Genomic DNA, 17,983 nt, shown 5'->3' with positions numbered 1-17,983 from the left:
GGGGCGTCAGTGCTCCGGCATGTAGCCGGCTCGGACGTTCTCGATGAGCCGGTCGACGAGGGCGTCCCACGCCGCGCGCGCGTCGGGCGCGGCGGGGTCGGTGGTGGTGCACCAGTGCATGGCGATGACGCCGACGCCGTGCACCAGCGAGGTCACGAGGAGCCGCGCGTCGAGCGGGTCGACGTGGGGGTAGCGGCGCAGCAGCTCGTCCACGAGGTGGTCCGCGACCCGCGCGAACGCCTGCTGGGCGAGCGCCGCGGCGCGGGGGTCGTCGCCCTGGGCCAGGGGGCCGAGGGCGTTCGCGAGGTAGGTGACGGGGGCGGGCAGGTCGGCGCCGCGCAGGGTCTCGGCGAGCTCGTCGAACATCGACGCGCGGGAGCCGTCGCCCACCGGCGTCCGCGTCGCCGCGAGCTCGACCTCGGCGATCACCTGCCCGAGCCGCTCCGCGCAGACGGTCAGCACGACGTCGTCCAGCGAGCCGAAGTGGTTGAACACCGTGCGCCTCGAGACGTCCGCGCGCTCCGCGAGCTCGTCGACGCTGAACACGGGAGCGCCGTGCTCGACGAGCAGGGCGTCGGCGGCCTCCAGGATGGCGCGCCGGGACCTCGCCTTGACGGCGGAGCGCCGGTCGGGGGTCTCGGTCACGCGGAGGACCGTAGGCACGTGGCTGCACTCAGTGCAAGCGTGCACCGGGTGCAAAGCGCCTGATGTGTCTCACGTCACGAGGCCGGCGCGGTGCGCGACGGCGGCCGCCTCGAGGCGGGTCCGGCAGCCCAGCTTCGCCAGCACCCGGCTGACGTGCGTCTTCGCCGTGGTCTCGGACACCGTCAGCGCCTGCGCCACCTGCTGGTTCGACCGTCCCTCGCCGAGCAGCACGAGCACCTCGCGCTCGCGGGCCGTCAGCCGGCCGAGGCCCGGGGCGTCGGGGGCGGCCGGCTCGGGGGCGGGCACCGGGACGCTCGCGAGCACGCGCCGGGTGACCTCCGGGGCGAGCACCCCGTCGCCGGCCGCCACCTGCCGCACGGCGGCGACGAGCTCGGCGGCGCCGACGGACTTCAGCAGGAACCCGACCGCCCCGGCCCGGAGCACGCCGAACAGGTACTCGTCGAGGTCGAACGTGGTCAGCGCGACCACCTGCGCGAGCCCCTCGCCGACGATCCGCCGCGTCGCCTCGATGCCGTCCGTGCCGGGCATCCGGATGTCCATCAGCACGACGTCGGGCCGCAGCGCCCGGGCGTTCGCCACCGCGGTGTCTCCGTCGGCCGCCTCGCCCACCACCGTGACGCCGTCCGCCTGCTCGAGCATCAGGCGCAGGCCGGCGCGGATCGCCCCGTGGTCGTCCGCCAGCAGCACCCGGACCGTCACGGCGCACCCCCCGCCGCGTGGGCGGTCCTCCGCGCCACGGGCTCGGCGGGCGCGCCCGGCGCCAGCGGGAGGACGGCGTGCACGCGCCAGCGGTCCGCCGCGTCCGGTCCCGCTGCGAACCGGCCGCCCAGGGAGCGGGCGCGCTCCGCCATCGACACGAGGCCGGTGCCCGAGCCGAGCGCGGAGGCGACGGCGGGGGTGGGCGCGTCGGCGGCGGGCAGCCCGTTGACGACCACGACCTCGAGAGCCGACCCGTCGGACGCGACGCGCAGGTCCACCCGGCCGCCCGCGGTGCCGTGGGCGGCGGCGTTCGTCAGGGCCTCGCGGGCGATGCGGTAGGCCGCGTGGTCGACCACCGCCGGCAGCTCGGGCACCGCGGCGGCGACCCGCACGTCCAGCCCGCGCTGCCGCGCCGTCGTCACCAGGTCGCCCAGCCGGTCGAGGCCGGCGGGGGCCGTGGCACCGTCCCGGGGGTCGGCGCCGCGCAGCACGAGGATCATCGAGCGCATCTCGGCGAGCGACGCGACGGACTCCGCGCGCACGGCCGCGAGCGCCGCCCGGTCGCGATCGGCATCGGGCGGTCCGGACAGCGCGGCCTCGGCGTGGATGGCGACGGCCGACAGCCGGCTCGCCACCACGTCGTGCAGGTCCCGCGCCATGCCCGCTCGCTCGTCGCGCACCGCGGCGTCCCGGTCGAGGTCGGCGATCCGCTGCACGTCCGCGGCGTGGGCGCGCGCCAGGTCCGCCCGCGCCCGCTCCAGCGTCGCGCGCTCGGCCTCCGACGCCGCGAGCTCGGTCCGGCTCCGCACGTCCGACCCCCACCACAGCGGCGTGACCAGGACGGCGACCGCCTGGAGCGCCGCCGCCAGGGCGTCGCGCAGGCCGCCGCCCGTCGCCCACACGGCGGCGGGCGCCGCGACGGTGAGCGCCGCGACGACCGCGTGCAGCGCGCGCCGGGCCCGCGCGGAGGCGTGCACCTCGGCGCTGTACAGGGCGTCGACCAGTACGAGCAGCAGGCCCAGCCCGCCGCCCGCGGGGACGGTGCCGACCACGCACGCGGCCGCCACCGCGAGCACCGCGACGGGGTGCCGGCGCTTCGCGGTCAGCGCGCCGCACGCGACCAGCAGCAGCACGGTGTGCAGCCACCACCCGGCCGGGCCCGCGACGGCGGCGCCCGTCACCGAGATCCCCGCGCCGTGCAGCAGCAGCCCGGCGGCCAGGTACAGCAGCGCGACGCCGCGGTCGTCGAGGCGGGGCAGGGACGGCATGACGCCCATCCCAGCACGGCCCGGGAGCGGCGGGGTCCTCCGAAGGGACGACGCGGGGCGGCGGGATCGTGCGGTCGGGCGACGCCCGCGGTGCCCCGCCGACGCGACGCTGCCGGGCATGGACGTCATCGAGACCCTCCGCGAGAACCCGGTCGCCGCGCTCGTCGTCGCGTGCGAGGTGGCCTTCTGGGTGTTCCTCGCCGCCGCGGTCGTCGCCCGCTACGTGCTGCGTCGCCGGCGCCTGTCGACGGCGCTGCTGCTGTGCGAGCCCCTGCTCGAGGTGGTCCTGCTGGTCGCCACCGTCGGGGACCTGCTGCGGGGGTCGGAGGCGACGTGGACGCACGGGCTCGCGGCGCTCTACCTCGGGTTCACCGTGGCCTTCGGCAAGCGGACCGTGCACGCCGTCGACGCCTGGGTCGCGCACCGGTTCTTCGGCGGGCCGGAGCCCGTGCGGCCGCCGCGGCACGGGCCGGCGCGCGTCCGGTACGAGTGGGCGCTCTGGCTCCGGGTGCTGCTCGCCTGGGCGGTGGCCTGCGCGGTGCTCGGCGTGCTGCTGCTCGTCGCGCAGGGGCCGGGCGAGGCGGCGGCGGAGCAGCGGGAGGTGCTGCTGGGCTGGGGCGGGCGGGCGACGCTGGTGCTCGTGGCGTGGCTCGTGTTCGGGCCGGTGTGGGAGACGTTCACGCCGCGCCGGGCGGCGGGCGACGCGGCGGCGGGCGACGAGGCCGGTCCGGCGCGGTCAGACGCGCGGTGACACGGCGGGCCGGGCGACCCGCCGCCGGGTGAGCTGCGTCCCCAGCAGCAGCGCCGCGGCCAGCGCCGGCCACCCCCAGGGCACGGAGGTGTGGGGCACGTACCCGGGCGGCGCCCCGATGCTCGCGAGCGCGACCTCGGCGCCGACCCGCTGCAGCAGCGGCTGGGCGACCGCCAGGACGACGCTCGTGACGGCGGCCGCGGTCAGGTACGGCCCGGGCGCGACGAGGCGCCAGGACCCCCGCCGGTCGGTGCGCCCGACGTGCAGCGCGAGCAGGCCGACGAGCAGCGCCGTGAGCAGCAGCGGGCCCCACAGACCGACCCGGGCGAGGGACGCCTCGGGTCGCGTGAGGTCCCCGACCCAGACCCGGGCGAGCGGCCCGGCCAGGCGTTCGACGTGGTTGTCCGGCAGCGGCGGGTGCGCGGCGTCGGTCAGCGTGACCAGGGGCTGCGCGTCGTGCCGGGTGAGGCCGTTGAGCGCGTAGGCCAGCCCGGTCGCCGCGAACCCCGCGGCGACCAGCCCGAGCAGCGTCTCGCCGGTCGTGCGTCGCATGCGCGCCACGGTACCGACGTGCTCCGCCCCGCGGGGCGGGTTCAGCGCGGCAGCGCGTCCCCGCCCTCCCGCCCCACGAGGCCCCGTTCGGATCCGTTCGCACCGGCGCGCCGGGCGTGCCGGTGCGAACGGATCCGAACGTCCCCACGGGGGCGGAGTGGGGGACGGGAGCCGGGGGACAGGCAGAGAGGGCCGGGGCGTCAGGCCCCGAAGAGGCGGCGCAGGGTCTCGACCGGGAGCTTGGGTTCGCGGTCCGCGGTGCACAGGCCGTTCGTCTCGAGGCCGGTGTCGGTGAGCTGGGTGTAGCAGTACCCCCGCAGCGCGGTGGACGCCCGGACGGCGCCGAGCAGGTCCGTCAGCCGGGCCTCGAGGTCCTCGGGGCTTCGCGCCTCCGAGTACCCCCACGAGCCCTCGGGCGCGCCGGGCGCGAACGAGACGCCGCCGAACTCCGAGAGCAGCACGGGGATGGTGCCGGGCTCGGGCGCCGGGCCGCCGACCCACATCCGCCGGCCCGCGGGCCCGATCCCGGCGACCGTGCGGGCGACCGCGGCGGCGTCGCCGTAGCGCTCGCGCAGCACGTCCCCGGTGGCGGCGTAGTCGTGGACGGTCAGCAGGTCGGACGCCGTGTGCTCCCAGCCGTCGTTGGAGATGACGGGCCGGGTCGGGTCGAGCGCCCGCGTGAGCTCGGTCAGGGCGCGGCTGTACGCCTGCTGCGCGGGGTCGTGGGCGATGTGCTGGACGCCCCAGGACTCGTTGAACGGCACCCAGGCGATCACGCACGGGTGCGACACGTCCCGGCGGACCACGTCGAGCCAGTCGCGCGTGAGCTGGGCGACGGCCTCGTCGGAGAACCGGTAGGCCCCGGCGGTCTCGCCCCAGACGGCGAGCCCCAGCACGTCGCACCAGTACAGGTAGCGCGGGTCGGCGACCTTCTGGTGGACGCGCACGGTGTTGAACCCGAGCGCCAGCGCGAGCTCGACCTCCGCGCGCAGCGCCTCCGGGCTCGGCGCGGTGAGGTGCGACTGCGGCCAGTAGCCCTGCTCCAGGACGGCGCGGACGGTGAACGGGCGGTCGTTGAGCAGCAGCTGGTCGCCCTCGACGGCCACGGAGCGCAGGCCGCAGTACGCGTCGACCCGGTCGAGCTCGGCCCCCGCGGCGTCGACGAGCACCACGTCGGCGTCGAGCAGCACGGGGTGGTCGGGCGACCAGAGCAGCTGCTCGTACGCCTGGCCGTTGTGCTGAACGGGCAGCGGCACGACGACGTCCGCGAGCGAGCCGACGACGGGCACCTCGGCCGCCCCGACCTCGGTGTCCCCGCGGCGGAGCCGCACGCGCACCCGGGTGCCCGCCGGAGCGGCCGCGCGCAGCCGCACCTGCACCGCCACGCGGGCGGCGGGCACGTCGGGCCGCCAGGTCAGCGAGCCGACGGCGACCGCGGGCACCTGCTCGAGCCACACGGTGCGCCAGATCCCGGACGTGCGGTGGTACCAGATCGCGTGCTGCTCGCGCTGCCAGTCCTGCTTGCCGCGCGGCTGCTCGACGTCGGTGCGGTCGTCCGTCGCCCGGACGACGACGACGTGCGCGTCCGGCGCCAGGTCCGGGTCGAGCAGGTCGGTGACGTCCACGGTGAACGGGGTCTGCCCGCCCTCGTGCCGCACGGCGTGCCGGCCGTCGACCCAGACGTCGGCCTCGTGGTCGACGGCACCGAGGTGCAGCAGGAGGCGGTCGCTGCCGAGCGCGGCGGGGACCGCGAACGTGCGCCGGTACCAGAGGGCGGCGTGGTCGCCGTGGTCGGCGATCCCGGAGGCCTCGGACTCGGGCGGGAACGGCACGACGATCTCGCGGTCGAACGGCGCGTCCGCGCCGGTGCCGTACCAGCGGGCCCGCCAGCCCGCGTCCGCGTCGTCGAACGCGAACCGCCACGGGCCGTCCAGCGACCACCACCGGTCGGGCCGGACGAGCTGGGGCCGGGGGTGCAGACCCGTCGCGGGTGCTGACGTCGTCGTCATGGCGGTCCTTCTGTCGCTGGAGCAAGTGGTCGAACCATGTTGCCACGTTGCAAAGCCGCGTGTCACACCGCTGCCCCCCCGCTCGGCGTCAGACGCCCGTCGACTCCCGCAGGACGAGCGCGTGCGCCACGGTCACGTCCTGGCCGGCCGGCGGCCCGGCCGGTCGCCGGTCGAGCTGCGCGACCAGCCGGGCCACCGCGACGCGGGCGATCTCGTCCCGGTCCGGGCGGACGGTGCTCAGCGCCGGCGTGAGGTACCGGACCTCCTCGACGTCGTCGAAGCCCATGAGCGCGATGTCCTGCGGCACCCGCACGCCGCGCAGCAGGCACGCCCGCAGGGCACCGACGGCGAGCATGTCGTTGAAGCAGAACACCGCGTCGGGGCGCTGGTCCTCGTCCAGCAGGGCGGTCATCTCCGCGAACCCGGACGCCCGGTCGTACGCCTCGACGTACCGCAGCAGCCGGGGGTGCGCGGGCAGGCCGGCCTCGGCGAGCGCGATCATGAACCCCTCGGCGCGCTGCCGCCCCGTCTGCGCCTCGGTCTGCAGGCCGATGGCGGCGACCCGTCGGCGCCCCAGCCCCACGAGGTGCTCCGTCGCCTCGCGCGCGGCCGCGACGTTGTCGATGTGCACGTGGTCGAAGGCGGTGTCCACGGTCCGCTCGCCCAGCAGCACGACCGGGCGGCCGGGGTCGGCGTCGAGCAGGTCGCGCCGGCTGAGGGCGAGGGGGCTGAGCACGAGCCCGTCGAACATCGCCCCGCGCGGGCCCTGGCGCAGCAGCTCGCGCTCGCGGTCGGGGTCGCCGTCGGTCTGGTCCACGACGACGGTGAACCCGGCCCCGGTGGCCTCGCGCACCACCGCGCGGGCGAGCTCGGCGAAGTAGGGCTGGTCGAGCGCGGGCACCACGAGGCCGAGCAGGCCGGTCCGGCCGGTGCGCATCGCCCGCGCAGCGGTGTTCGCGCGGTAGCCCAGCGCGTCCACCACCGCCTGCACGTGCTCCCGGGTGCGGGGCGCGACGTGCTCGTAGCCGTTGACGACGTTCGACACGGTCCTCGGGGACACCCCGGCGACCCGCGCCACCTCCTGCAGCGTCACCGCACCCCTGCGCGTCATGGGCGGCACCCTAGCGGGTTTGCCACGCTGCAACCGCTGGGTCTACCGTTTGCCACGTTGCAACGCCGCGGCAGGCCCCGCCGCGGCGACACGTGACCGCGAGGAGGCGGACATGCCGGACATGCACGGACGACGGACCAGGCGCGGGATCGCGCTGGCCGCGGGACTGACCCTGGCGCTGGCGGCCTGCGCCGGCCAGGGCTCGGCCCAGGACGACGACGGCACGACGGGCGACGGGCCCACGGAGCTCGTGCTCTGGCACGGCATGACCGGCCCCGACGGCCCGGCCGTGCAGCAGATCATCGACGACTTCAACGCGTCGCAGGACGACGTCGTGGTGAAGCCCAACGTCATGCCGTGGGACGTCCTCTACCAGAAGGTGCTCACGTCGCTGTCGTCGGACGACGGGCCGCAGGTCGTCGCGATGAGCGCCTCGAACGTGCCGCAGTACGCGTCGAAGGGCGCGCTCGCGCCGGTCGACGACTTCTACGCCGACGACACCTGGATGGACACGTCCGCGCTGCCGGACGCCGCGAAGCACGCCGCGGACTTCGACGGCACCGCCTACGGCGTCCCGCTGAACATCGCCCCGATGATGCTCTACTGGAACAAGGACATGTTCGAGGCCGCCGGGCTCGACCCGGAGCAGCCGCCGACGACGTGGGACGAGTTCGCGTCCATGGCGGAGAAGCTCACGGTCGACGAGAACGGCGACGGCAAGCCCGAGCAGTACGCCGCCGCGCTCGCGGACCACACCACCGTGCCGATCTACCAGATGCTGCTCTGGGGCACGGGCGGCGGCGTCGTGGCGGATGACGCCTCGACGGCGACGCTCGACTCCCCGGAGACGCTCGAGGCCCTCGAGTTCTGGGTCGACCAGGTGCGGGAGAAGAAGGTCTCGCCGATCGGCCTGTCGGGCGCGGACGCCGACAAGCTGTTCCAGACCGGCAAGGCCGCGATGGAGATCGTCGGCCCGTGGATGACCACCGGCTTCGACGAGGCCGGCCTGGACTACGGTCTCGCCGCCCCGCCCGCCGGGCCCGACGCGGACGTCACGCTCGCCGACGTGGTGGCGTTCACCGTCAACGCGAAGGCGTCCGACGCGCAGCAGGACGCGGCCAAGACGTTCTTCGCGTACTGGAACTCCGTCGAGTCGCAGAAGACGTGGGCCGACGGCTCCGGCTTCCCCCCCACGCGCACGGACATCCCGGCGGACGAGCTGGAGAACCCGTACTCCGCGGTGTTCGGCGACCCGGAGCTGCTCGGCAGCGCCAAGGTGTACCTGGCGGGCGTGCCGAGCTCCGGCACCATCACGGACTCGATCTTCTACCCGGCGCTGCAGCGCGTGCTGAACGGCGACGGCGACCTGACCGAGGTGTTCACGCAGGCGAACGCGGACGTGCAGGCCGCGATCGACAAGGGCTGAGGCATGACCACAGCAGCCCGCACCCCCGCCCCCGCCCGCGTCGCCGTCCGGCGCGGGCGGGGGGCCCGGCGCCGCGAACGCACCGCCTGGCTGTTCCTCACGCCGAGCCTGCTCACCATCGCCGTGTTCATGCTCTGGCCGATGGTGCAGTCCGCCTACCTGTCCTTCATGGACTACAACCGCATCCAGCCCGCGCAGTGGGTGGGGCTGGCCAACTACCGCGAGCTGCTCACCGACCCGGCCGTCGGCAACGCGCTGCGCAACACGCTCGTGTACGCGGTGGTCGTCACGCCGGTGACCGTCGGGCTCGCGCTCGCGCTCGCGCTGCTGCTCAACCGGGCGATCTTCGCGCGCGGGCTGGTGCGGACCGCCGTGTTCCTGCCGTTCATCGTGTCGCTGGCCATCGTCGCGATCGCGTGGGCGTTCCTGCTCGACCCGAACATCGGCCTGCTCTCGCACTGGCTCGACGGCCTCGGCATCGTCTCGACGCAGGGCTGGCTGTCGGACCCGCAGCTCGCGATGCCCGCGGTCATGGTCGTCGGGATCTGGAAGACCGTCGGCTTCTACATGGTCATGTACCTCGCCGGCCTCCAGTCCATCCCGACCGAGCTCTACGAGGCGGCGTCGCTCGACGGCGCCGGGCCGTGGACGCGGTTCCGCAACGTCACCTGGCCGCTGCTGTCCAACCAGACGATGCTCATCTCGATCATGGCCGCGATCGCCACGCTCCAGGCGTTCGACCAGATCTACGTGATGACGCACGGCGGCCCCTACTTCCGCACGGAGACGCTCGTCATGCTCGTGTACCGCGTCGGGTTCGAGGACCTGCGCCTCGGCTACGGCTCCGCGATCTCCTGGGTGCTGCTGCTCGGGGTGTTCGTGCTGTCGATGCTCCAGTGGGGCTACTTCCGCAAGCGGGCGGTGACGTACTGATGGCCGACACCCTGCTGCGTCCCGCTGCGGTCGACGACGACGCCCCGCCCCCCGTCCGGCACGACGTGCGCCGGCTCGACCGCCTGTGGCGGGTGCTGACCGGGGTCTCCGGGCTCGTGATCGCGGCGGCCATGCTGCTGCCGATCATCTGGATGGTGCTCACGGCGTTCAAGCCGGAGTCCGACATCGTGGCGTTCCCCCCGACGCTGTGGCCGCGCGCGCTGACGCTCGAGCACTTCGGGGACATCTGGTCGCAGATCCCGTTCGCGCGGCTGTACGGCAACACGATCGTGTTCGCCGGGGCCGTCACGGTGTTCTCGCTGCTGTTCGACGCGATGGCGGCCTACGCGCTGGCCCGGCTGGACTTCCGCGGCAAGAACCTCGTGTTCGTCCTGGTGCTCGTGCTGCTGATGCTGCCGTACCAGGTCACGCTCATCCCGCTGTACGACACCCTGGCGGCCGTCGGCCTGGCGGGGACGCTGCCCGGCATGATCGTGCCGCGGCTGACCAACGCGTTCGGCATCTTCTTCCTGCGGCAGTTCTTCCTGTCGCTGCCACGGGACCTGGAGGAGGCCGCGCGCATCGACGGCGCGTCGGAGCTGCGGATCTTCGCGCAGGTGATCGTCCCGCTCGCGAAGCCCGCCCTGCTGACGCTCGGGCTGTTCCACTTCCAGTACAACTGGAACGACCTGCTGTGGCCGCTGATCATGGCGAACGACCTGGAGTCCGCCACCCTCCCGGCCGGTCTGGCGATGTTCATGGGCCAGCACGTGGTCGAGTACGGCCTGCTCATGGCCGGGTCGGTGCTGGCGCTGCTGCCCGTCGTCGTGTTCTTCCTGCTCATCCAGCGATCCTTCGTCGCGGGCATCGCGACGACCGGCATGAAGTGAGGTCCGCGTGACTGACACGTCCTGGCACACCGACGGGCGCCTGCACCACGGCGTCGGCATCGAGGACACGTTCATCCCCTCGGAGCGCGTCGGGCAGCGCAAGCTCGACGAGTACGAGCTGACGCAGCACTACCACCACTGGCGCGAGGACCTGCGCCTGGCCGCGGAGTCCGGTGCGACGCTGATCCGCTGGGGCTCGCCGTGGTACCGGGTGGAGCCGGAGGAGGGGCGGTTCGACTTCCGGTGGCTCGACGAGGTGATGGCCGAGATGCAGCGGCTCGGACTGCGCTGCGTCCTCGACGTCATGCACTACGGGACCCCGCTGTGGATGCCGAACGCGTTCCTCGACCCGCGGTACCCGGAGCTCGTCGCCCGGTACGCGGCCGCGGTGGCGGCGCGCTACCCCGGCGTCGTCGACGACCTCACGCCGCTCAACGAGCCGATGGTCAACGCGATCTGGTGCGGGCGTGACGGGCGCTGGCCGCCGTACCTGACGGGGGAGGACGGGCTCGTCGCCGTGCTGCTGCCGCTGGCGCGCGGCATGGTCGCCACCCAGCGCGCGGTCGCGGCCGTGCGCCCCGACGTCCGGTTCGTGCACGTGGACGCCGGGTTCCTGTGGGAGGGGCACGGGCCTGGCGGCACGACGGTGGCGCACGGGGAGCAGTGGCGGTTCCTCGCCCTGGACCTGGTCACCGGCCGGGTCGGCGAGGACCACCCGCTGCACGGCCACCTGGTGCGGCACGGCGCGCGCGAGGAGGACCTCGCGGCGCTGCGCCGGGACGCGGTGGTGCCCGACGTCGTCGGCGTCAACTACTACCCGGCCTTCACGCGGCAGCTGGTCGGCGCGGACGGCGCGGAGCAGCCCGTCGAGGCCGGGACCGCCGGGCTGGTCGAGCTGCTCGGGGCGTACCACGAGCGCTACGGCCTGCCGCTGGCCGTCACCGAGACCTCGCGGGCCACCCCCGACGTCGCCGCCAAGGCGCAGTGGGTGGACGACCTGCTCGACACGGTCGAGAAGGTCCGCGCGGACGGCGTGCCGGTCACCGCGGTGTTCTGGTTCCCGCTGCTCGACCTGGCGGACTGGTCGTACCGGGACGGCACCGCGCCCGCGGACGACTACCTCCTGCCGTTCGGGCTGGTCGACCTCGTGCGCGGCGCCGACGACGTGCTGGCGCGGGTCCCGAACGCGGCGTACGACCGCTGGCGGGCTCGGGTCACGGCCGCGCGCTGACCGCCCCGCGCGCCGCCGCGTCCTCGGCTCCGGCCGGCGCCACCGCCGGCCCGGTCGCGTCCGGGCCGGCGGCGCGCTGCGGCGGGGCGAAGCACGCCACCACCACGGCGCCCACCACCGCGAGCGCGGCCGGCAGCAGCAGCGACTGGCCCATCGCGTGGGCGAAGCCGGCGCGCAGCGCCTCGGGGAGGGCGCCCGCCGCCTCGGCCGCACCCGTCGACGCCGCCGCACCGGGGCCCAGCTCGGCGACCAGGCGCGCCTGGATCAGCGCGGCGATCGCGGCCGAGCCGAGCACGGAGCCGACCTGCCGGGTGGTGTTGAACACGCCGGACCCGGCCCCTGCCAGCTGACGCGGCAGGTTGCGGGTGGCGGTGGACGAGATCGGGGACCACAGGCACGCGTTGGCCACGCCGAGCAGCGCGGAGGGGAGCAGCAGGCGCGCCCAGCGGTCCGGGTCCGGCGTCAGCCAGAGCGTGAACCAGACCAGGGCGGCCGCCTGCAGGAGCATGCCGGTGAGCGCGATCGTGCGGGGGTTCGCGGTGTCGACCAGGCGCCCCACCACGGGCGACAGCACGAGGGTCATGACCGCCATCGGCGCCAGCATCAGGGCCGAGCGGGTCGGGGAGAACCCGAGGACGAGCTGGTAGTAGAACACCAGCGGCAGGGACATCGCGGTGACCGCGAACCCGAGCGTGCTGATGGCGCCGTTCGCCAGCGCGAAGTTCCGGTCCCGGAACAGGCCCAGGGGCAGGAGCGGCTCGCCGCGCATCCGCGCCTGGTGCCGCACGAACACGACGAGCACGACGACGCCGCCCGCGACCAGACCCCACACCGGCAGCCAGCCGCCGATCAGGCCCCAGTCGTAGGTCTGGCCCTCCTGGATGCCGAACACCAGCAGGAACATGCCGACCGCGCTGAGGAGCACGCCGACGACGTCGAACGAGTGCGCGTGCGTGTCGAGCCGGGGGACGAGGCGCCACGCCAGCACGAACGCCACGACGCCCACGGGGACGTTGACGAAGAAGATCCACTCCCAACCGAGGCCGTCCACGAGCACGCCGCCGAGCAGCGGTCCGACGAGGGTCGCGACGCCGGCGGTCGCGCCCCACAGGCTCATCGCCTTGCCGCGCTGGTCCGGCGGGAACAGGCGCGTGATCACGGCCATCGTCTGGGGCGTCATGAGCGCGGCGCCCAGGCCCTGGAACGCGCGTGCGGCGATGAGGGCGCCGATGGAGCCCGCCAGGCCGCACGCCGCCGAGGCCACCGTGAACACGGCCAGGCCCACGAGGTACACGGACCGCGGGCCGAACCGGTCGCCGAGCCGGCCGGTGACCAGCAGTGGCGCCGCGTACGTCAGCAGGTACGCGCTCGTCACCCAGATGACGGCGTCGATGTCGGTGTGCAGCCCCGCCATGATGGCGGGGTTGGCGACGGAGACGATCGTGGTGTCGACCAGGATCATGAAGAAGCCCACGACCAGCGCCCAGAGGGCGGGCCAGGGTCGGACGGTGGGGTGCACGGTGGCTCCTCGGGGGTGCGTGGGGGTGTCGGCGCCGGTCACCAGGTGACCTCGCCCGACTCGATGCGGTCGACGAACGCGGCGATCCAGCGGGACTCGGCCTCGTAGACCTCGATCTGGTAGGTCATGTCGGCCCAGTAGCGGGCCGGGAGCTGCTTGGCGGTCACGTGGGTGACGGCGCTGCGCAGGGTGTCGAGCTCGGCCCCCAGGCGGCCGAGGCGGTCGCGGAGCAGGTCGAGCACGGTCTCGCGGGGCAGGTGGTGCGCCTCGGAGAGGGCGAGGGGGAGCGTCGGGAACTCGTTGACCGGCGCGGAGATCATCGCGGCGAGCGCGGCGGACAGCGCCTCGAGGCCCGCCGGCGTGATGGCGTACGTGGTGCGCTCGGGGCGGTTGCCGGCGCGGTCGGTGCCCGTCGGGACGATGAGACCGTCGCGGTGGAGACGGTCGACCGTGTGGTACAGCGAGCCGGGCCGGACCTTGACGACGCGGTCGGTCGCGCGCTGCCGCATGACCTGGTGCAGCTCGTACGGGTGCCGCGGCGTCTCGTCGAGCAGCGCCAGGGTGGCGACGGCGAGCGGCGTCAGGGTGGCGGCCACGATGTTGCTCCTTCCGGATCAGTCCACGTGGACTATATGCCCGCACCGGCGCGATCGCGCAACACCTGCGCCCCGGGAGCCGCCTGAGTCGTCGCCGAGGTCCGCGAGCAGGTGCACGAAGGAGCCCTCGCGCAGCACCAGCTCGCCCGCGGCCCGCGTCGCGTCCTCGTCCACCACGCGCGATGCCATCAGCATGATGCCGAAGCCGTGGGCCGTGCCGGTCGCGAACGCCGGCACCGCGTCGGACTCCGGGTCCAGGCTGTCGACGGCGACGTCCTCGAAGCCCGCGGCGGTCAGGGCCGCGCCCAGGCCAGGGCGAGGGCCGCGACGAGGAGCGCGGTCCGGGTGCGGCGGGTCACCCCTGGCTCATCGGCGCGGCGGGTGCCCGACCTGAGGGTCAGTCGCGGGCGAGCAGCTCGTCGACCAGGGCCGGGAGCGCCTGCTCGATGGGGTCGCGCACCACGCGGTCGGCCAGCCGGTCGTACGGGGTCGGCTCCGCGTTGACGATGACGACCTCCGCGCCGACCTCCGCCGCCAGCCCCACGAGGCTCGCGACGGGCTGCACGGTGAGCGTGCTGCCCACCGCGACGAGCACGTCGCCGTCCTGCGCCGCGGCGATCGCCCGGTCGAGCGCGCGCTCGGGCAGGCGCTCGCCGAAGTAGACGACGTCGGGCTTGAGGACGCCGCCGCAGACCGCGCACGGGGGGTCCGGCTCGGCGTCGAGGCGCGCGAGGACGGCACGGGTGTCCTCGCGGGCGCCGCACGCGAGGCACGACGTGGTCCGCAGCGTCCCGTGCAGCTCGACGACGTCGGCCGGGTCGCTGCCGCCCGCCTGGTGCAGGCCGTCGAAGTTCTGGGTCAGCACCGCCTGGAGGCGCCCCGCCCGGCCGAGCTCCGCGACCGCCCGGTGACCGGCCGCGGGCCGGGCGTGCCAGGCGGGGTGGTCCCGCCACATCCGCCAGCCGCGCCTCCGCACGTCCGGGTCGGCGACGTACCGGCCGATGTCGAGCAGCTCCACCTGGTCGGGGTGCCGGGTCCACGTGCCCTGCGGCCCCCGGAAGTCGGGGATGCCGGCGGCGGTGGACAGGCCGGCGCCGCTCAGCACGGTGACCCGCAGGCCGGGGGCGGGCATGTGCACGGCTACCGCCCCCGCCGTGGCCGGCGGCCGGCGGTGCCGGAGCGGCCGCCGCGCGGGCCCGCCACCCGGCCGCCGGTGCGACCGGACCGCGCCGCGCGCTCGGTGCGACCCCGGGCCGGCTGGTCGGCGGTCCGGGGCGCCTTCCGGCCGGAGTCGCCCGCGCCGGCGGCGCCGCGCCCGCGGGAGGAGTTCACCGTGCGGCCCCGGACGATGCCGATGAGCTCCTCGACGAGGGGGTCGCCGTCGCGCGCCGCGAGCCAGGCGAGCGCCGCCTGCGACGCGGGCGCCCCGGACAGGGGCCGGTACGTGAGGTCCTTGCGGTGGTGCAGCCGGGCGAGCGACTGCGGGACGACGAGCAGGCCCACGCCTGACGCGACCAGCGCCACGGCGTCCTCCGTCGTCGCCGGCGTCGGCAGCGCGGACGGCTCGCCGGGCGGGTCGTCCCAGCCGAGCACGTCGTCCGCCGGGGTGAGCAGGGTCTCCTCCGCCAGGTCCTCCGGCGTCAGCTCGTCCAGCGCGGTGAGCAGGTGGTCCTTCGGCAGCACGACGACCGTGGACTCGACGTACAGCGGGATCGCCGACAGCACGTCGCGGTCGACGGGCAGGCGCAGCAGCGCCGCATCCGCCCCGCCCGCGACGAGGGTCGACCCCGCGTCGGCGGCCGGGCCGTGCACGAGCTCGAGCCGGACGTCCGGCAGGCGCTCGCGCCACGTCCGCACCCACGACGCGGGCACGACGCCGGGCACCAGCAGCAGGCGGAAGCGCCCTGCCGCGGCGGGGTCGGCGGTGGGGTCGGCGTCGGCGGCCGGGGGGACGGGCATCGCGGTCAGCGTAGCCGCGCGGCAGGCCCGCCGGGCCGGGCGGCCTCGTCGCGCTGCGCCGGCCCGTGCCGCCGCGACGGCGGGGCGGCGCCGCCGGGTGCCGGCCCGGGGCCGGGGTCCGTATCCTGGACCGGTGACCTCCGAGGACAGCCCGGCCGCTCCGGCCCGCCGCGCGCGTACGCCGCAGACCATGAAGCCCGCCACCGCGGCGGCGAAGCTCGGCGTGCACCTGCCGGCCACCCCCGAGGAGTTCCGCGCCGGGCCCGTGTCCCGCGAGCAGCTCGACGAGCTGCAGCGCACGCCCCCGCCGTGGCTGCAGGAGCTGCGGCGCACCGGCCCGCACCCGCGCGCCGTCGTGGCGGCCCGTCTGCGGATCTCGACGTCCGGGCTGGCGCGCGCCGGCCTCACGGACCCGCTGACCACCGAGCAGATCGACGCGATCATCGAGGAGAGCCCCGAGTGGCTGCACCGCGAGCGCGCCACCCACATGGAGGTCAAGCGCGAGGAGCAGCGCCTGCGGGAGCGGGACGCCGCGCGCGCCGCGACCCCCGGCACCGAGCGGTCCCTGAGCTGAGCCCGGCACGGGGGCCCGCCCGGGCCTGAGCCCGCCGCACGACCCGGACGCACCCTTGTGTGCGCCCGGCGCCTCGGCGTGCCCGCCGGGCGACCTGGGCATGGGCCATCGTGCATGGGCAGAAAGACGTCGGGAACCGTGTCCGCAGCCTGGGTCCGTACCGGGGCGAAGTTGCCAACCGTGTGTCGCAGCGCCCGGTTCCGCCGGGTGACCCGTGGTCGATCGTCGCTCAGGCAGGGATGACACCGACCGGCGCGCAGGTGACCACCTGCGCGCCGCCGTGGCCGCGACGCCGCGGCCCTCGCCCACCTGATCCTCGGCTCCTCCACCACGTCGATGGACCGTTTCCGCGCCTCGGGTGAGATCGACATGCTCATGCGCCAAGCGACCGGCCTGGCGAAGGCCCCGTTCGTCGCCGAGTTCGTCCGCCTCCTCCTCGAGAGTGAGGAGAAGATCGTGCTGTTCGGGTGGCACCGCGCCGACTACGACATCTGGCTGGACCGCCTCGCCGAGTCCCGCCCGGTCCTGTGTGCGGGCACGGAGTCCCCGAACCAGATGGGCGCCGCCCTCGACGCGCTCAAGAACGGCGCCGCCCGCATCCTGATCATGTCCCTGCGGTCCGGGTCCGGCGTCGACGGCCTCCAGAAGGTCGCCCGCGTCGCCGTGTTCGGGGAGCTCGACTGGTCCCCGCAGATCCACGAGCAGGGCATCGGCCGCCTCCGGAGGGACGGCATCGACGAACCCCCGGTCGCGTACTTCCTCGTCTCCGAGGAGGGGTCGGACCCGGCGATCGCGGAGGTCCTCCAGGTGAAGCGCCAGCAGGGCGAGCAGATGGTCTCCCCGGACGGGCGCCTGTTCGAGAACGCCACCGCAGACGTGAACCGCACCCGCCTCCTCGCCGAGGCCGCGATTGCGAGAGCAGCCGGCGCTCCTCGCTGAGCGTGTCAGACCCTCCCGGCAGACTCTCGCCATGGGAACCGTGAGACGGAACGGAACGTGCTCCTACTGCGGACACCGCACGACCCGGGTCAGCTACGAGCCCGGCTACCACAACGGCTGGTGGGAGTGCGCGGGCTGTGGGATCCGGTGGGCCGTGGGGCGACCTCACCCCGGCACCACACAGCGCGCCCGAGCACGCGCCCGCGTTCAGCGAGCGACCCAGGCGAACCGCCGAAGCTGGACCTGGTAGGTCGGGCACCCGCCGCAGACGACGCTACTTGAGCGCCCGCACGAAGCTCAGCACGAGGTCCGCCAGCTCCTCGCGGTCCCGCGAGCTCTGTCCGTTCGGGGTCAGAGCGAGCTCCCGACCATCGGCGAACGTCACGACCGCATGCCTGACCTTCGGCCACTCCGAGTTCCCAGCCAAGAACGCGTCTGCCGTGGCGGCCACCTCCACCTTCGAGATCGTCGAACGCCCCACCGCGAACACGCGCCAAGTGACGTCACGACCGCCCACCTTCGAGGCGGTGAGCGTCACGACCGACGTCGCGGTGAACACGTCAGCACCGACAGAGAACCCAACGCCGTCGTCCTCCGCCTGACCACGCAAGTTCACGAACTCGACCCTGGCGTCGCCGACCAGCGCCAGCAGCGACGAGTGCGCCGGCGGGTACCACGGCGCCGTGACCCCGACGTCGTCACCTTCGACAGCGAACCGCCAGATCAGATTCGGCCCGTCACCGAGGCGCTCGTGAAGCAGTCCCCGGTTCGGTACCAAGTCGTCAGGGAACACCGTTGTCCTCCTCACATGCCCCGCGCCCACGTCGGGATGCGTCACACGCTACGAGCGCGACCCACCA

Annotated in this window: 19 protein-coding genes; 7 read left to right on the top strand and 12 right to left on the bottom strand. The window is 75.0% G+C overall.

Annotation, left to right across the window (positions count from 1 at the left end):
* Positions 1-6 precede the first annotated feature (6 nt).
* The 3 genes from K5O09_RS16420 to K5O09_RS16410 all read right to left on the bottom strand — a co-directional run bounded on the left by K5O09_RS16420 (position 7) and on the right by K5O09_RS16410 (position 2,633).
* On the bottom strand, positions 7-645 hold the full coding sequence (locus K5O09_RS16420) for a TetR/AcrR family transcriptional regulator (protein WP_222170522.1): 639 nt from the start codon (positions 643-645) through the stop codon (positions 7-9).
* 69 nt (positions 646-714) lie between these two features.
* Positions 715-1,365 (bottom strand): response regulator transcription factor, encoded by a 651-nt coding sequence (locus K5O09_RS16415; RefSeq protein WP_255595804.1) that lies wholly within the window; start codon positions 1,363-1,365, stop codon positions 715-717.
* Positions 1,362-2,633 carry a sensor histidine kinase gene (locus tag K5O09_RS16410; RefSeq protein WP_222170521.1) on the bottom strand — a complete coding sequence of 424 codons (1,272 nt, stop codon included), beginning with the start codon at positions 2,631-2,633 and terminating at the stop codon, positions 1,362-1,364. Before K5O09_RS16410 ends, K5O09_RS16415 begins: the two co-directional genes overlap by 4 nt.
* 118 nt (positions 2,634-2,751) lie before the next feature.
* Here K5O09_RS16410 and K5O09_RS16405 point away from each other — a divergent pair, with 118 nt between their 5' ends.
* Positions 2,752-3,384, top strand: coding sequence for a hypothetical protein (locus K5O09_RS16405; RefSeq protein ID WP_222170520.1), 633 nt, complete (start codon positions 2,752-2,754; stop codon positions 3,382-3,384).
* On the opposite strand, the gene K5O09_RS16400 is transcribed toward K5O09_RS16405, so the two are convergent.
* The 3 genes from K5O09_RS16400 to K5O09_RS16390 all read right to left on the bottom strand — a co-directional run bounded on the left by K5O09_RS16400 (position 3,370) and on the right by K5O09_RS16390 (position 7,056).
* Complete coding sequence (locus tag K5O09_RS16400; RefSeq protein ID WP_222170516.1) at positions 3,370-3,936, bottom strand: hypothetical protein; 567 nt, start codon at positions 3,934-3,936, stop codon at positions 3,370-3,372. The genes K5O09_RS16405 and K5O09_RS16400 overlap by 15 nt on opposite strands.
* Positions 3,937-4,136: 200 nt before the next feature.
* Entirely contained in the window at positions 4,137-5,945 is a 1,809-nt protein-coding gene (locus tag K5O09_RS16395) for a glycoside hydrolase family 2 protein (protein ID WP_222170515.1), read from the bottom strand.
* Positions 5,946-6,033: 88 nt separating this feature from the next.
* Positions 6,034-7,056 carry a LacI family DNA-binding transcriptional regulator gene (locus K5O09_RS16390; RefSeq protein WP_222170514.1) on the bottom strand — a complete coding sequence of 341 codons (1,023 nt, stop codon included), beginning with the start codon at positions 7,054-7,056 and terminating at the stop codon, positions 6,034-6,036.
* A 112-nt stretch (positions 7,057-7,168) separates the two neighbouring features.
* Between K5O09_RS16390 and K5O09_RS16385 the strand changes: the two genes are divergently transcribed.
* From K5O09_RS16385 to K5O09_RS16370, 4 genes are read left to right on the top strand one after another with little or no spacing between them, the layout of a single operon-like run.
* The gene (locus K5O09_RS16385) at positions 7,169-8,482 is read left to right on the top strand and encodes an ABC transporter substrate-binding protein (RefSeq protein WP_222170510.1); all 1,314 of its coding nucleotides are present in this window, start codon (positions 7,169-7,171) and stop codon (positions 8,480-8,482) included.
* 3 nt (positions 8,483-8,485) lie between these two features.
* Positions 8,486-9,415: a carbohydrate ABC transporter permease gene (locus K5O09_RS16380; RefSeq protein ID WP_222170509.1), complete on the top strand. Its 930-nt coding sequence runs from the start codon at positions 8,486-8,488 to the stop codon at positions 9,413-9,415.
* Entirely contained in the window at positions 9,415-10,305 is an 891-nt protein-coding gene (locus K5O09_RS16375; protein WP_222170508.1) for a carbohydrate ABC transporter permease, read from the top strand. The genes K5O09_RS16380 and K5O09_RS16375 overlap by 1 nt, the downstream gene beginning before the upstream one ends.
* Positions 10,306-10,312: 7 nt before the next feature.
* Complete coding sequence (locus tag K5O09_RS16370; protein WP_222170507.1) at positions 10,313-11,536, top strand: family 1 glycosylhydrolase; 1,224 nt, start codon at positions 10,313-10,315, stop codon at positions 11,534-11,536.
* On the opposite strand, the gene K5O09_RS16365 is transcribed toward K5O09_RS16370, so the two are convergent.
* The 5 genes from K5O09_RS16365 to K5O09_RS16345 all read right to left on the bottom strand — a co-directional run bounded on the left by K5O09_RS16365 (position 11,520) and on the right by K5O09_RS16345 (position 15,610).
* On the bottom strand, positions 11,520-13,055 hold the full coding sequence (locus K5O09_RS16365) for a DHA2 family efflux MFS transporter permease subunit (protein WP_222170506.1): 1,536 nt from the start codon (positions 13,053-13,055) through the stop codon (positions 11,520-11,522). The two genes, K5O09_RS16370 and K5O09_RS16365, sit on opposite strands and share 17 nt — an antisense overlap.
* 38 nt (positions 13,056-13,093) lie before the next feature.
* Positions 13,094-13,651, bottom strand: a complete 558-nt coding sequence (locus tag K5O09_RS16360; protein WP_255595802.1) for a PadR family transcriptional regulator — start codon at positions 13,649-13,651, stop codon at positions 13,094-13,096.
* Between the two features lie 18 nt (positions 13,652-13,669).
* The gene (locus tag K5O09_RS16355; RefSeq protein WP_222170505.1) at positions 13,670-13,888 is read right to left on the bottom strand and encodes a hypothetical protein; all 219 of its coding nucleotides are present in this window, start codon (positions 13,886-13,888) and stop codon (positions 13,670-13,672) included.
* Positions 13,889-14,048: 160 nt separating this feature from the next.
* The gene (locus tag K5O09_RS16350) at positions 14,049-14,783 is read right to left on the bottom strand and encodes a Sir2 family NAD-dependent protein deacetylase (RefSeq protein WP_222170503.1); all 735 of its coding nucleotides are present in this window, start codon (positions 14,781-14,783) and stop codon (positions 14,049-14,051) included.
* 8 nt (positions 14,784-14,791) lie between these two features.
* Complete coding sequence (locus K5O09_RS16345; RefSeq protein ID WP_222170502.1) at positions 14,792-15,610, bottom strand: LysR family substrate-binding domain-containing protein; 819 nt, start codon at positions 15,608-15,610, stop codon at positions 14,792-14,794.
* A 133-nt stretch (positions 15,611-15,743) separates the two neighbouring features.
* Here K5O09_RS16345 and K5O09_RS16340 point away from each other — a divergent pair, with 133 nt between their 5' ends.
* Together K5O09_RS16340 and K5O09_RS16335 are read left to right on the top strand one after the other, a co-directional pair.
* Entirely contained in the window at positions 15,744-16,184 is a 441-nt protein-coding gene (locus K5O09_RS16340; RefSeq protein ID WP_370635481.1) for a DUF5997 family protein, read from the top strand.
* A 336-nt stretch (positions 16,185-16,520) separates the two neighbouring features.
* Positions 16,521-17,123 (top strand): hypothetical protein, encoded by a 603-nt coding sequence (locus K5O09_RS16335; protein ID WP_222170501.1) that lies wholly within the window; start codon positions 16,521-16,523, stop codon positions 17,121-17,123.
* Between the two features lie 274 nt (positions 17,124-17,397).
* Here the strand turns inward: K5O09_RS16335 and K5O09_RS16330 are convergent, their stop codons facing one another.
* Positions 17,398-17,916, bottom strand: coding sequence for a hypothetical protein (locus K5O09_RS16330; protein WP_222170500.1), 519 nt, complete (start codon positions 17,914-17,916; stop codon positions 17,398-17,400).
* Positions 17,917-17,983 lie beyond the last annotated feature (67 nt).

The organism is Cellulomonas sp. C5510, from assembly GCF_019797765.1.
Lineage (GTDB): Bacteria > Actinomycetota > Actinomycetes > Actinomycetales > Cellulomonadaceae > Cellulomonas.
The sequence above is the reverse complement of the archived record's forward strand: the minus strand, read 5'-3'. Positions and strand labels throughout refer to the sequence as shown.

Coding starts and splice junctions, on each gene's coding strand:
- K5O09_RS16375 (WP_222170508.1), top strand. CDS start 9,415: ATGGCCGACACCCTGCTGCGTCCCGCTGCGGTCGACGACGACGCCCCG.
- K5O09_RS16345 (WP_222170502.1), bottom strand. CDS start 15,610: ATGCCCGTCCCCCCGGCCGCCGACGCCGACCCCACCGCCGACCCCGCC.
- K5O09_RS16410 (WP_222170521.1), bottom strand. CDS start 2,633: ATGCCGTCCCTGCCCCGCCTCGACGACCGCGGCGTCGCGCTGCTGTAC.
- K5O09_RS16335 (WP_222170501.1), top strand. CDS start 16,521: ATGGACCGTTTCCGCGCCTCGGGTGAGATCGACATGCTCATGCGCCAA.
- K5O09_RS16350 (WP_222170503.1), bottom strand. CDS start 14,783: ATGCCCGCCCCCGGCCTGCGGGTCACCGTGCTGAGCGGCGCCGGCCTG.
- K5O09_RS16385 (WP_222170510.1), top strand. CDS start 7,169: ATGCCGGACATGCACGGACGACGGACCAGGCGCGGGATCGCGCTGGCC.
- K5O09_RS16380 (WP_222170509.1), top strand. CDS start 8,486: ATGACCACAGCAGCCCGCACCCCCGCCCCCGCCCGCGTCGCCGTCCGG.
- K5O09_RS16390 (WP_222170514.1), bottom strand. CDS start 7,056: ATGACGCGCAGGGGTGCGGTGACGCTGCAGGAGGTGGCGCGGGTCGCC.
- K5O09_RS16395 (WP_222170515.1), bottom strand. CDS start 5,945: ATGACGACGACGTCAGCACCCGCGACGGGTCTGCACCCCCGGCCCCAG.
- K5O09_RS16400 (WP_222170516.1), bottom strand. CDS start 3,936: ATGCGACGCACGACCGGCGAGACGCTGCTCGGGCTGGTCGCCGCGGGG.
- K5O09_RS16405 (WP_222170520.1), top strand. CDS start 2,752: ATGGACGTCATCGAGACCCTCCGCGAGAACCCGGTCGCCGCGCTCGTC.